An 11,364-nucleotide genomic window follows, 5' to 3' on the forward strand; every position below is an offset into this window, starting at 1 on the left:
CCCTTTCATGGTTTCCTCGATTGCAGCCGCCAAAGGCACGTCCACCGCAGGTCGCATCTGTGACGGCACGATGACAGTGTGCCACCATCGGGCAGCGATGTCGAATGCTGCGTGGTAGCATTCCACGACAAGATGAAATGTGATATGGGCTGCGCGCCGGTGGCAGAAATTGCCGCCCCCGCCCAATCAGGCCCAGTTTTGGGCGCCGCAGACGTGCAGACGGTAGAGAATGTCCGATCAGGAACAGGCCGATACTCGCCTCGAATTTTCCCGGCTGAAGCAGGAGCACGCCGATTTCGATGCCGCGATCAACGCGATGATCGCCACGAATTGCGACCCGCTGCAGATCCAGCGCATGAAAAAGAAGAAGCTGGCCCTCAAGGACCGGCTGATGAAGCTGGAAGACAAGATCATTCCAGACATTATCGCCTGAGACGCGGAAGCCTCGCGCTCGCCGGCACTTTCCGCCTATCCGCCGATCGAGAGCCCGGCGGCGCGGCCGCGCAGCAGGCCGATGAGATCGGCGGTCCGCTCCTCCGACGTGTCGATGGGAACCACCAGGCACATCGTCGCCTCGACCTTGCCTGGCACTGAAAAGACCGGCACGGCGAGGCATTTCGTATAGGCGTCGACCAGGCCCGAGGTGACGCAATAGCCGGTCACCCCTGCCTTTGCGATGTCGGCGATGAAATCTTCGAGCCGCAGCTTGCGGCCGTCGGGCAACACGAGATCGTCGTCCGACACCATGGCTTCGATCGCCGCTCTATCCAACCCCGCAAGCAGCAGCCGGCCGGAGGCAGTCCAGGGCAGCGGTATCTGCAGGCCGGTGGCTGAACTGATGCGGAACGGCCTGGTGCCGGGACTGGAATGGACGATCGTATAGCGGCCGCTCTGCAGCATGCACAGTTCCGAGGTCTCGCCGGTCTCGCGCGACAGATGATCGACCTCCTGGCGCCCTCGCCGCAACAGGTCGTTGCCGCGCACATAGTCCATTCCGTAGAGGTAGAGCTTCTTGCCGAAATAGACGCGGTTGCCGTCGCCGGCCATTTCCAGCAGGCCGGCATCGACCAGCGACCGCACCAGCGTGTAGGTCGTCGAACGCGGCGCATTGACCCCCTTGGCAAGATCGCCAATGCCGATCGCACGCTGCGTCATGTGAAGGAACTCCAGGATCTCCAGGACCCGGTTGAGACCCTTTTCACGGGACCCCGGCATCTTCTCGTCGGCTGAAACAGCCAAAACGCTACCATCTTGCATTGTCGATTCCCGGTGTTAGTATCTGTCTTGTACAGGATACATGCGTCTCTTGTAAGAGACAATCCTTGACGATCACTGTCGCGTGTATGGCCTGTGCATAGGGGAACACAACACGAAAGGAGGTCGCCGTGAACGACACATCCGGAAGACGTGATTTTCTGAAATTGGGAATGGCGGGACTTGCGACGGCCGGCGTGCTGGCAACCGTCGATGCCCAGAAGGCCGCCGCGCAAGCCGCATCCGACAGCCTGCTGCGCACGGTGCTTGACCGCGGCAAGCTGATTGTCGGCACCGGCAGCACCAACGCCCCCTGGCACTTCGAGAACGATGCCGGCGAACTGGTCGGCATGGACATCACCATGGGCCGCATCCTGGCCAAGGGCCTTTTCGACGATCCGACCAAGGTCGAGTTCGTCATGCAGGACCCGGCCCAGCGCATCCCGAACGTGACGACCAACAAGGTCGACATCACCATCCAGTTCATGACCATGACGGCGCAGCGCTCGCAGTTGATCCACTTCTCGCGGCCGTATTACGTCGAGGGCGTCGCGCTGCTGACCCTGCCCGGCTCCGAAAACAAGACCTTCGACAAGCTCTTGGCGAACGGCGCCGCCACGCGTATCTCGATCCTGCAGAATGTCGACGCCGAAAGCTCGGTGCATTTCGCCTTGCCGCAGGCGCAGGTGATGCAGATCGACACCCAGGCCAACGTCTTGCAGGCGCTGGAATCCAAGCGCGTCGACGCCGCCGCGGTCGACCTCTCCACAGTGCGCTGGCTCGCCTCGCGCAACCCTGACAAGTATTTCGATGCCGGCAAGAGCTGGTACTCGATGCTTTACGGCGCGGCCGTCAGGCAAGGCGATCTCGACTGGCTGACCTATGTCGACCAGACCTTCACCATCGCCATGTTCGGCCATGAGACGGCGCTCTACGACGCCGCATTCAAGGACTATTTCGGCCAGGAACCGCCGGCACGCCATCCCGGCTTCCCGGTCATCTGACCCAGCCGGGGGAAGAGCGTCTTGAGCGTTCTTCCCCCGCAGCCTATCCTTGAATCGCTCGGCACCGAGAGAGGCGCATGGGCTATACGCTCAATTTCAACCTGATCTGGCGGCATTTCGACAAGCTGTGGGGCGGCCTGCTGCTCAGCCTCGAGCTCGCCGTGATCTCGATCGCCATCGGTGTCGTCATCGGGCTGGTGCTCGCGGTCTGGTATGTCTCGGCCGGACGCGTGGTGCGGGCGGTGATCGCGGCTTATGTCGAATTCATCCGCAACGTGCCCCTGATCCTGCTGGTCTATCTCGTCTTCTACGGCCTGCCGACCGTGGTCGACCTGGCCTACAGCGCACCAACCTCGTTTGTATTGACCCTGTCGGTCTATAGCGGCGCCTATCTGGTCGAGGTATTTCGCTCCGGGCTCGAGGCTGTCCCGCGCGGCCAGCTCGACGCCGGCAAGGCGATCGGCCTCACGCCCTGGCAAAGGCTGCTGCATGTGCGCCTGCCGACCATGCTGCGCATCACGCTGCCGGCGTTATCCAATACCTTCATCTCGCTGTTCAAGGACACCTCGATCGCCTCGGTCATCTCGGTGCCCGAACTCACCTTCGGCGCCCAGTGGATCAACTTCAACACCTTCCGCATCGTCGAGGTCTACCTCGTCACCACCGCGATGTATCTGGTGACGGGCTACATCATGCTTTTCGGGCTGCGGCTCGTCGAGCGCCGGTTCAGGGCGGCGCGCTGACATGCTGAGCCAGATCCTCTATGCACTGCCCTTCCTTGCCGCAGGCTTCGCCGTGACCTTGTGGGTCTCGCTGCTGGTCGTGGTCCTGTCGCTCATCGCCGGCGTGCTGCTGGGTGTCGGCCTGGTCTATGGACCAATGCCGCTGCGCTGGGCGGTGCGCATCTTCTCCGACACCATTCGCGGCATTCCGATCCTGGTGCTGATGTTCTTCGTCTATTACGGCCTGCCCGCGATCGGGCTGCATCTGCCGTCGTTCTGGGCCGCGGTTTCCGCGCTCACTCTGTTCAAGACGGCGCAGGTCATCGAGTATCTCAGGGGCGCGGTCGGCTCGATCCCGAAGGGACAGTCCGAAGCCGCGATGGCGATCGGGCTGACCTTTCGCCAGCGGCTCACCTACGTCATCTTTCCGCAGGCCTTCAGGCGCTTCCTGCCGCCTTGGATCAATGGCGTCACCGACGCGGTCAAGGGCAGCGCGCTGGTGTCGCTGCTCGGCATCACCGATTTGATGCAGGCCATCAACCAGGTGATCGGCCGCACCTATGAAGCGATGCCGCTCTATATACTGGGCGCGCTCATCTATTTCGCAGTCAACTACGCACTCTCGCTCGCCAGCCGGCGGCTCGAGCGGCGTTTCTCCTTCATCCGGGAATAGCACGATGTCCGAAACCTCGAACGCCAGTCCCGCGCTGCTCGACGTGTGCGATGTCTCGAAAGCCTTCGGCGCCGTCGAGGTGTTGCGCTCCGTCAGCCTTCAGGTGAAGCGCGGCGAGGTGGTGACCGTCATCGGCCCTTCCGGCAGCGGCAAGACCACGCTGCTGCGCTGCGTCAACTTCCTCGAAAGCTACGACAGCGGCTCGATCCGCATCGACGGCAAGGAGGTCGGCTATCGCGAGGCCGGGACGCGCCAGCGCCGCGGCGAGCGCGATCTTGCCGCCATGCGCGCCGAGACCGGCATGGTGTTCCAGAGCTTCAACCTGTTCCCCCACCTGACGGCCGCCGGCAACATCATGCTGGGCTTGACCAAGGTGCGGGGAAAGAGCGAGGCCGAGGCGCGGTCGATCGCCGAGCACTGGCTCGGCCGCGTCGGCCTCGCCCACAAGGCCGACAGCCTGCCGGCCGAACTGTCCGGCGGCCAGCAGCAGCGCGTCGGCATCGCCCGCGCCGTGGCCATGGAACCGAAGATCCTGCTGCTCGACGAAATCACCTCCGCCCTCGATCCCGAACTGGTCGGCGAAGTGCTGGCCGTGGTGCGCAGCCTCGCCGAGGACGGCATGACGATGCTGATGGTGACGCACGAAATGGCCTTCGCCCGCGACGCTTCGAGCCGCATCGTCTTCATGGCCGATGGCGGCGTCAGCGCCGTCGGACCGCCGAAGGAGATCCTCGCGGCGGAGACCACCAACGAACGCCTCCGCACTTTCCTGGCGCGCTTCCGCGCCTCGCATTTCTAAACTCAGGCGGCCAAGGCCGCCCAAGGAGCCTTCATCCATGACGCCTTATACCAGGCTCGCCGAACTCGGCCTGACGCTGCCCGAGCCGCCGACGCCCATCGCCAACTTCGTCACGCACGCCGAAAGCGGCCGGCTGATCTTCCTCTCCGGCCAGGGGCCATTGCGCGCCGACGGCACGCTCTGCACCGGCAAGGTGGGGGAGGATGTGACGGTCGAGCAGGCCTATCAGCATGCCCGCCTGACCGGGCTCAATCTGCTTGCCGTCATGCATGCCGCCGCCGGCGATCTCGGCCGCATCGTGCGCGTCGTCAAGCTGCTCGGCTTCGTCAACGCGACGCCGACCTTCAGCGACCATCCAAAGGTGGTCAATGGCTGTTCGGACCTGTTCGCCGATGTCTTCGACAAGATCGGCGGCCATGCCCGTTCGGCGATCGGCGTCGGCTCGCTGCCTGGAAACATCACCGTTGAAATCGAAGCGGTCGTCGAGATCGCCGCCTGACCTGCCACCCCACGGGATTAGCTCACATGAAAACCTATTCCGACACCGGCTCAAACACCACCATCCGCGAACGGCTGGGCTTGAGGCCGATCATCAACGTCTCCGGTACCATGACCGCGCTCGGCGCCTCGATCATCGTCCCGGAAGCCATCAGTGCCATGGCCGAAATGGCCTCGCAATGGGTGGAGATGGACGACCTGCAGCGTGCCGCGAGCACGGTCGTCGCGCGCCTCACCGGCGGCGAGGCCGGCTTCATCACCGCCTGTTGCGCCAGCGGCATCACCATGGCGATCGCCGGTGCGATGACCGGAACCAGCCTGCTCGCCATCGAGCGTCTGCCCGACGACACCGGCGACCTCAAATGCGAGGTCGTCATCCAGCTTGGCCACATCGTCAACTATGGCGCGCCGATCGACCAGTCGGTCCGCGTCGCCGGCGCCAGGGTGGTGCCCGCCGGCACGGTCAGCGTCACACAGGACTATCACGTGCGCGAGGCGATCAACGAGCGCACGGCGGCGGGCCTCTATGTCGTCGCCCACCACACCGTGCAGTACGGCATGCTGTCGCTGGAGGAATTCTGCGAGATCTGCCACGCCAAGGGCGTGCCTGTCATCGTCGACGCCGCGTCCGAATATGATCTGCGCGGTTTCCTGGCGCGCGGCGCCGATGTCGTCGTCTACAGCGGCCACAAATTCCTCAGCGGGCCGACCAGCGGCATCGTCACCGGCCGCAAGGACCTGGTGCGATCAGCCTATCTGCAGAACCGCGGCGTCGCCCGCGCCATGAAGGTCGGCAAGGAAAGCATCGCCGGCACCATGGCGGCGCTCGAAGCCTGGGAGAAGCGCGACCATGCCGGCATCCGCCGGCGCGAGGAGGCGGCGCTCAATCTGTGGAAGGATGCGCTGCAGGGGCTGCCAGGTATCGCCGCCATCATCATTCCCGACCCCACCGCCAATCCGCTCGACCGGCTGCAAATCTTCGTCTCGCCGGAGAGCCGCTTCACCGCGGCAGGGCTCGCCTCGGCGCTTGCCGCCGGCTCGCCGCCGATCATCGTGCGCAACCACGAGGTCGAGCGCGGCCACTTTTTCCTCGACCCCTGCAACCTCCATCCCGGCGAGGCGGAAATCGTCGCCGAACGGCTGCGCGCCGTACTGACCGCGAAGGAGCGCCCGGCCGACGCGATGAAAATTGCCCGCAAAGATTCGTCGGGCGTCTTGCGCTGGCCGGACTGATCCCCAAGCCGACCAACAATGGGAAAAGCACCGGCTGATCACGCGACCGTGAACAGCCGGATTTGCCCACGCGGGAATAAATCGCCTCCTCGACAAGTCTCCTCGACATACGCCAAAGCTGGCGTTGAGGAGATCGGCATGCCCCATCATCGCGAGCACAGCGAACCTGGCTGCGGCGTCAGCCACCGTCATGCGCTGGCGAGCATGATCGTCATCAGTCACTCCTCCGTGGCGCCCCTCCTTTCCATGGCGCTTGACACTGGTGACGCAGATGAATTCACTTTCAGCAAGGCAGGCGACTTTGCCAGTTTCCGGGGGCTTTGCTCCTGCAGGCAAGGCAAATTCGCTGTCGCATCTTGAGGCGGCACGCCCAGTCCATCCCGGAGGGGATCATGGTGCTGCTTTGAGCGAGAGGGCCCTGGCGGAGCGCTTCAACGAGGTGGTGCTGCCGCATCTCGGCGACGCGCTGGCGCTTGCCCGCTGGCTGACCGGCAATGCCGCCGATGCCGAGGACGTCGTGCAGGACGCCTGCATCAAGGCGCATGCGGGCATACCAGGCTATGCCGGCGGCAACGCCCGTGCCTGGCTGCTGGCCATCGTGCGCAACACCTCCTACACCTGGATGGCGCGCAACCGGCCGCGCGGCATGATGGCCGTCGGCGATCTCGGCGATCTCGACGACATGGCCGCCGCCCATGGCACCAGCCTGCCCGACGAGGACGGCCCGGAAGCGAGCCTGATCGCCAGGGCCGATACGGCGGCACTCGAGGCGGCGATCGCTGCCCTGCCGCAGCCGTTTCGCGAAACGCTGGTGCTGCGCGACATCAACGGTCTCAGCTATCGCGAGATAGCTGCCATGCTCGACGTGCCGATGGGCACGGTGATGTCCAGGCTGGCTCGTGCCCGTAGCCTGCTGGCATCTGAACTGGGGAGAGCGCCATGACCAGCCATGACGACGGACTGCCCAATGATCCGGAAGGTATCAGACTGATGATCCACGCCCTTGTCGATGGCGAGCTCGATGCGGCGGCGGCCCTTGCCGTGGAGCGTCGCATCGCCGCCGATCCCCGGCTTGCCGCCGAGCACGCCCGTATCGTTGCCTTGCGAGGCGCGGTCAGCCGCTTGCCACGCCCCGAAGTCAGCGATGCCTTTCTGGCTCGCATCGCGGCGATTGGTTTCGCGGGCACCGACCAGCAGGAGCCCGATGCGGCGCAGCCGCAGCGTGGCACGCCGTCGAAGCTCCCGGGATTGATTGCCGGCGCAGGCCAGAGACGGGAGGCGGGGACGCGTCCTTCGCAAGCGCGCACATCGCCAAGGGCACGCCGCTTCCGCTCGTTCGACTGGCGCGCCATGGCCGCGTCGATCATGATCAGCGCGGTGCTGGCCAGTGGAGCGACGCAATGGGTCATGCAGAGTGGCGTGGATGACGGCTTTGCCGCCGCTGTCGCCAGCGGCCATCGCCGCAGCCTGCTTGCCGCGAGTCCCCTCGACATCGTCTCGTCCGACCGCCATACGGTCAAGCCGTGGCTCGACGCCCGGATCGGCGTCTCGCCGCCGGCGCCCGACCTTGCCCAGGACGGTTTCGCCCTCATCGGCGGCCGGGTCGAGGTAATCGCAGGCCGGCCGATGCCGGCACTGGTCTACCGCCACCGCGAGCACCTGATTACGCTGGTCGCCGAACCGCAGCAGGGCGGCAAGGTCACCCAGCCGGACGATCTTTCCTCGGGCGGCTTCTCGATGGTGCACTGGAGCGACGGCGCTTTCTCCTATTGGGCGATCTCCGACATGGAGCGGCCCGAGCTCGACGACTTCGTCGCCCGCTTCCGCAAGGCGGTGGTGTGAGCCGGATGCGGCCGTCGGCATCTCGCCGGTGGCCTGAAATCCTTGCGGCCCCGCGCGAATTCCGCTAAGGCGCGCCTTTGTCGCCGGGGAGCAGAAGCTTGGACGATCAACGCGCCGACGTCGCCATCATCATGGGCAGCCAATCCGACTGGGCGACGATGCGCCAGGCGGCGGAGACGCTGGAGGCTCTTGGTGTCCCCCACAAACGGTTGATCATTTCGGCGCACCGCACGCCCGACCGGCTCTATGAATTCGCCAAGGGCGCCAAGGCGGCCGGCTACAAGGTGATTATCGCCGGCGCCGGCGGCGCGGCGCATCTGCCCGGCATGACGGCTGCGATGACGCCACTGCCGGTTTTCGGCGTACCGGTGGAATCGAAGGCGCTGTCCGGCCAGGATTCGCTGCTCTCCATCGTCCAGATGCCGGCCGGCATTCCTGTCGGAACGCTCGCCATCGGCAAGGCCGGTGCTGCCAATGCGGCTCTCCTTGCCGCCGCCGTGCTGGCGCTGAACGACGACAAGCTCGCCCAGCGCCTCGACGCGTGGCGCGCCTCGCAAACCGCCAAGGTCGCGGCCGAACCGACGGATACGCCGTGAGCCTGCCCGCCGGATCGACGATCGGCATCATTGGCGGCGGCCAGTTGGGTCGCATGCTGGCGATGGCCGCCGCCCGCCTCGGCTACCGCACCATCGTGCTGGAGCCACAGCCGGATTGCCCAGCCGCCCAGGTCGCCAACCGGCAGATCACCGCCGCCTATGACGACCCGGCCGCGCTTGCCGAACTGGCGGCGGCGAGCGCCATCGTCACCTACGAGTTCGAGAACGTTCCGGTGGCCGCTGCAACCGCGCTTGCCGCCAGGGTGCCGGTCTATCCGCCGGCGCGTGCGCTTGACGTGGCGCAGGACCGGGTGAGCGAAAAGACATTCCTCAACGGCATCGACATCGCCACCGCCGCGTTCCATCAGGTCGACACCGACGAGGAACTGACGGCGGCGCTGAAGGCGTTCGACGGCAGCGGCATCCTGAAGACGCGGCGCATGGGCTATGACGGCAAGGGCCAGCGCGTCTTCCGCAACATGGAAGCCGGGGGTTTCGCCGGCACCTGCGAGGGGATGGGCAATGTGCCGCTGATCCTGGAGGCCTTCGTGCCGTTCGAGCGCGAGATTTCCGTCATCGCCGCGCGGGGCCTGGACGGCACTGTCGCCGCCTATGATCCGGCCGAAAATGTGCACCGCGACGGTATTCTGCACAGATCGACCTTACCGGCCGGCATCAAACCCGAAACGGCGATAGCGGCACGAGTTGCGGCATCGAAGATATTATCCGCGCTCGACTATGTCGGCGTGATCGGCGTCGAGTTCTTCGTGCTGGCCGACGGTTCGCTGCTGGCCAACGAGATCGCGCCTCGTGTCCACAATTCCGGCCATTGGACCGAAGCCGCCTGCATCGTTTCGCAGTTCGAGCAACATATCCGCGCCATCGCCGGACTGCCGCTCGGCAGCCCCGATCGCCATTCCGATTGCGTGATGGAGAACCTGATCGGCGACGACGTGCTGCGCGTTCCAGCCCTGCTCGCCGAGCCCGATCTTATGCTGCACCTCTACGGCAAAGCCGAGGCCCGGCCCGGCCGCAAGATGGGCCATTTCACCCGCATAAGCCGCCGCGGGTAGAGCAATTCCAGGAAAAGTGTGTAACGGTTTTCCGTCCGGAATTGCGTAACAACCGCTCTAATCAAACGCGCCTATTGCACCTCGTCACTGTCCTCGCCGGCGCTGGCGCAGCCCGCATCGCCTTCCTCGCAGTGCGCGGACGCGGCGAGCTGCTTGATGCGAGCATTGGTCAGCCTGGTCAGGCATTGCGAGACCTCCATGGCATGGATGGACCCACCCTGGCTGGCGGCGGTGGAATGCGTACACTCGGCGTCCCGGAAGGCGATCCAGGCCCGTTGCGCCGCCTGTAGCAATTTCCTGCCATCGGCATCATCGGAGCCGATGAGATCCTGATAGGCCTTGTTGAGCCTGGCGTCGGCCGCCTGATAATCCTCACCGGCACAGATATTCATCATCTGCTGGCCGTCATCGGAGCGGTCGCATTCCTGCGCTCGGGCAGCCGCGCTCGCCGCCAGGACGACAAGGCAGGTGGACAGTAAAATTCGGCGCATCTTTGTCCCCAAATCACTTGATTGTCGCGGCATGATCCCAGCCCGCCTGAGGTCGCGCAATGCCACGGGGCCGACATGGCGGATATTTGATGATATCGGGACGCGGAGCACGCTTGCGGTTGACTTACGGTTGACATGGGCAAGGCTCCTCGTTTATGAGCCACCCACCGTTCAAAAGGCGCGTCTTCTGGCGCGCCTTAAAATTTCGACCCGGAACCGGGTTCACACCGACAGGCAAGACCATGAAGATCAAGAATTCGCTCAAGGCGCTGAAGGCGCGTCACCGCGACAACCAGCTGGTTCGCCGCAAGGGCCGCATCTACATCATCAACAAGACCGCCCCGCGCTACAAGGCGCGCCAGGGTTGAGTTCTCGGCCGGAGGCTTTTTGCCTCCGCCCATTGATGTTTGTCGGCCAGCCGACCTTCCCACGCTAAATCACTTTGATGTTCCGCCGCCCGGGAGTAAACTCGGGCAATGCGGATTCCTTTTGTATTTTTGACGACTTTCCTTGTTTCCGGTGTCATCTCCCTGCCGACGCAGGCCGGTGATCGGCCGATCGCGGTGGCAGCCGCGGATGGCCAGTCGGCGCCCTCCGGTGCCCAGCCCGTGGCTCCGGACGCTCCGGCCCCGCCGATGACGAAACAGGCCCGGCTCGACAAGCTGTTCTCCGATCTGAAGCGCGAGCGCAACGAAAAGGCCGCCGAGCGCATTGCCGGCAACATCTGGAACGAATGGTTCCAGTCCGGCAGCGCCTCGATCGACCTGATGATGCAGTGGTCGCAAAAAGCGATGAGCGATCAGAAGTTCGACGTCGCGCTCGATTTCCTGGACCAGGTGGTGACCTTGCAGCCAAACTACGCCGAAGGTTGGAACCGCCGCGCCACCGTACATTTCATGATGAAGAACTACGGCAAGTCGATGGCCGACATCGACCGCGCACTGCAGCTCGAACCACGCCATTTCGGTGCGTTGTCGGGGCTGGCCCAGATCATGGCGGAGACCGGCCACAAGCAATCGGCGCTCGAGGCCTGGCAGAGAGTGCTGGCCATCTATCCGATGATGCGAAGCGCCCAGAACCAGGTCGCCACCCTGTCGGAAGAGCTTGCCGGCGAAGGCATTTGATAGATTAGGCGGTAGGGGAATAGGCCCCTACTCCCCTACTCCCCTACTCCCCTAC

General features: G+C 64.6%; 16 protein-coding genes. 14 read left to right on the forward strand and 2 right to left on the reverse strand.

All coding sequences use genetic code 11. The features are described from left to right. Positions 1–229 precede the first annotated feature (229 nt). On the forward strand, positions 230–433 hold the full coding sequence (locus FJW08_RS06435; RefSeq protein WP_140754631.1) for a YdcH family protein: 204 nt from the start codon (positions 230–232) through the stop codon (positions 431–433). Between the two features lie 35 nt (positions 434–468). Here FJW08_RS06435 and FJW08_RS06440 read toward each other — a convergent pair whose 3' ends face one another. Then, positions 469–1,257 (reverse strand): IclR family transcriptional regulator, encoded by a 789-nt coding sequence (locus FJW08_RS06440; RefSeq protein ID WP_140809711.1) that lies wholly within the window; start codon positions 1,255–1,257, stop codon positions 469–471. Between the two features lie 170 nt (positions 1,258–1,427). Here FJW08_RS06440 and FJW08_RS06445 point away from each other — a divergent pair, with 170 nt between their 5' ends. From FJW08_RS06445 to FJW08_RS06495, 11 genes are all read left to right on the forward strand, one after another. Then, positions 1,428–2,258 (forward strand): transporter substrate-binding domain-containing protein, encoded by an 831-nt coding sequence (locus FJW08_RS06445; RefSeq protein ID WP_210241177.1) that lies wholly within the window; start codon positions 1,428–1,430, stop codon positions 2,256–2,258. A gap of 77 nt (positions 2,259–2,335) precedes the next feature. Then, on the forward strand, positions 2,336–3,001 hold the full coding sequence (locus tag FJW08_RS06450; protein ID WP_140809715.1) for an amino acid ABC transporter permease: 666 nt from the start codon (positions 2,336–2,338) through the stop codon (positions 2,999–3,001). Position 3,002: 1 nt separating this feature from the next. Then, a complete protein-coding gene (locus FJW08_RS06455; RefSeq protein WP_140809717.1) occupies positions 3,003–3,653 on the forward strand; it encodes an amino acid ABC transporter permease in 651 nt (216 codons plus the stop codon). A gap of 4 nt (positions 3,654–3,657) precedes the next feature. Continuing rightward, positions 3,658–4,452 (forward strand): amino acid ABC transporter ATP-binding protein, encoded by a 795-nt coding sequence (locus FJW08_RS06460; protein WP_140809719.1) that lies wholly within the window; start codon positions 3,658–3,660, stop codon positions 4,450–4,452. Positions 4,453–4,489: 37 nt separating this feature from the next. Continuing rightward, a complete protein-coding gene (locus tag FJW08_RS06465; protein WP_140809721.1) occupies positions 4,490–4,951 on the forward strand; it encodes a RidA family protein in 462 nt (153 codons plus the stop codon). Between the two features lie 26 nt (positions 4,952–4,977). Beyond that, positions 4,978–6,183, forward strand: a complete 1,206-nt coding sequence (locus FJW08_RS06470) for an aminotransferase class V-fold PLP-dependent enzyme (protein WP_140809723.1) — start codon at positions 4,978–4,980, stop codon at positions 6,181–6,183. Between the two features lie 138 nt (positions 6,184–6,321). Further along, positions 6,322–6,543, forward strand: a complete 222-nt coding sequence (locus FJW08_RS06475; protein WP_140809725.1) for a hypothetical protein — start codon at positions 6,322–6,324, stop codon at positions 6,541–6,543. 43 nt (positions 6,544–6,586) lie between these two features. Then, positions 6,587–7,126 carry a sigma-70 family RNA polymerase sigma factor gene (locus FJW08_RS06480; protein ID WP_140809727.1) on the forward strand — a complete coding sequence of 180 codons (540 nt, stop codon included), beginning with the start codon at positions 6,587–6,589 and terminating at the stop codon, positions 7,124–7,126. After that, positions 7,123–8,025 carry an anti-sigma factor gene (locus FJW08_RS06485; RefSeq protein WP_140809729.1) on the forward strand — a complete coding sequence of 301 codons (903 nt, stop codon included), beginning with the start codon at positions 7,123–7,125 and terminating at the stop codon, positions 8,023–8,025. The genes FJW08_RS06480 and FJW08_RS06485 overlap by 4 nt, the downstream gene beginning before the upstream one ends. A gap of 98 nt (positions 8,026–8,123) precedes the next feature. Next, positions 8,124–8,621 (forward strand): 5-(carboxyamino)imidazole ribonucleotide mutase, encoded by a 498-nt coding sequence (gene purE / locus FJW08_RS06490; protein ID WP_023773946.1) that lies wholly within the window; start codon positions 8,124–8,126, stop codon positions 8,619–8,621. Next, a complete protein-coding gene (locus FJW08_RS06495) occupies positions 8,618–9,694 on the forward strand; it encodes a 5-(carboxyamino)imidazole ribonucleotide synthase (protein WP_140809731.1) in 1,077 nt (358 codons plus the stop codon). Before purE ends, FJW08_RS06495 begins: the two co-directional genes overlap by 4 nt. A gap of 71 nt (positions 9,695–9,765) precedes the next feature. On the opposite strand, the gene FJW08_RS06500 is transcribed toward FJW08_RS06495, so the two are convergent. Beyond that, positions 9,766–10,185, reverse strand: coding sequence for a lysozyme inhibitor LprI family protein (locus FJW08_RS06500; protein ID WP_140809733.1), 420 nt, complete (start codon positions 10,183–10,185; stop codon positions 9,766–9,768). A 242-nt stretch (positions 10,186–10,427) separates the two neighbouring features. On the opposite strand from FJW08_RS06500, the gene ykgO reads away from it, so the two are divergent. Together ykgO and FJW08_RS06510 are read left to right on the forward strand one after the other, a co-directional pair. Further along, the gene (ykgO, locus tag FJW08_RS06505; RefSeq protein WP_006203764.1) at positions 10,428–10,553 is read left to right on the forward strand and encodes a type B 50S ribosomal protein L36; all 126 of its coding nucleotides are present in this window, start codon (positions 10,428–10,430) and stop codon (positions 10,551–10,553) included. Positions 10,554–10,661: 108 nt separating this feature from the next. Continuing rightward, positions 10,662–11,309, forward strand: a complete 648-nt coding sequence (locus FJW08_RS06510) for a tetratricopeptide repeat protein (RefSeq protein WP_140809735.1) — start codon at positions 10,662–10,664, stop codon at positions 11,307–11,309. The last annotated feature ends 55 nt before the right edge of the window (positions 11,310–11,364 follow it).

This window comes from Mesorhizobium sp. B3-2-1 (genome assembly GCF_006439515.1).
Classification (GTDB): Bacteria; Pseudomonadota; Alphaproteobacteria; order Rhizobiales; family Rhizobiaceae; genus Mesorhizobium.

What these genes read in the sequence shown, in the direction of transcription:
- FJW08_RS06435 (WP_140754631.1), top strand. Translation starts at nt 230, where the DNA reads ATGTCCGATCAGGAACAGGCCGATACTCGCCTCGAATTTTCCCGGCTG.
- FJW08_RS06440 (WP_140809711.1), bottom strand. Translation starts at nt 1,257, where the DNA reads ATGCAAGATGGTAGCGTTTTGGCTGTTTCAGCCGACGAGAAGATGCCG.
- FJW08_RS06445 (WP_210241177.1), top strand. Translation starts at nt 1,428, where the DNA reads ATGGCGGGACTTGCGACGGCCGGCGTGCTGGCAACCGTCGATGCCCAG.
- FJW08_RS06450 (WP_140809715.1), top strand. Translation starts at nt 2,336, where the DNA reads ATGGGCTATACGCTCAATTTCAACCTGATCTGGCGGCATTTCGACAAG.
- FJW08_RS06455 (WP_140809717.1), top strand. Translation starts at nt 3,003, where the DNA reads ATGCTGAGCCAGATCCTCTATGCACTGCCCTTCCTTGCCGCAGGCTTC.
- FJW08_RS06460 (WP_140809719.1), top strand. Translation starts at nt 3,658, where the DNA reads ATGTCCGAAACCTCGAACGCCAGTCCCGCGCTGCTCGACGTGTGCGAT.
- FJW08_RS06465 (WP_140809721.1), top strand. Translation starts at nt 4,490, where the DNA reads ATGACGCCTTATACCAGGCTCGCCGAACTCGGCCTGACGCTGCCCGAG.
- FJW08_RS06470 (WP_140809723.1), top strand. Translation starts at nt 4,978, where the DNA reads ATGAAAACCTATTCCGACACCGGCTCAAACACCACCATCCGCGAACGG.
- FJW08_RS06475 (WP_140809725.1), top strand. Translation starts at nt 6,322, where the DNA reads ATGCCCCATCATCGCGAGCACAGCGAACCTGGCTGCGGCGTCAGCCAC.
- FJW08_RS06485 (WP_140809729.1), top strand. Translation starts at nt 7,123, where the DNA reads ATGACCAGCCATGACGACGGACTGCCCAATGATCCGGAAGGTATCAGA.
- FJW08_RS06500 (WP_140809733.1), bottom strand. Translation starts at nt 10,185, where the DNA reads ATGCGCCGAATTTTACTGTCCACCTGCCTTGTCGTCCTGGCGGCGAGC.
- ykgO (WP_006203764.1), top strand. Translation starts at nt 10,428, where the DNA reads ATGAAGATCAAGAATTCGCTCAAGGCGCTGAAGGCGCGTCACCGCGAC.
- FJW08_RS06510 (WP_140809735.1), top strand. Translation starts at nt 10,662, where the DNA reads ATGCGGATTCCTTTTGTATTTTTGACGACTTTCCTTGTTTCCGGTGTC.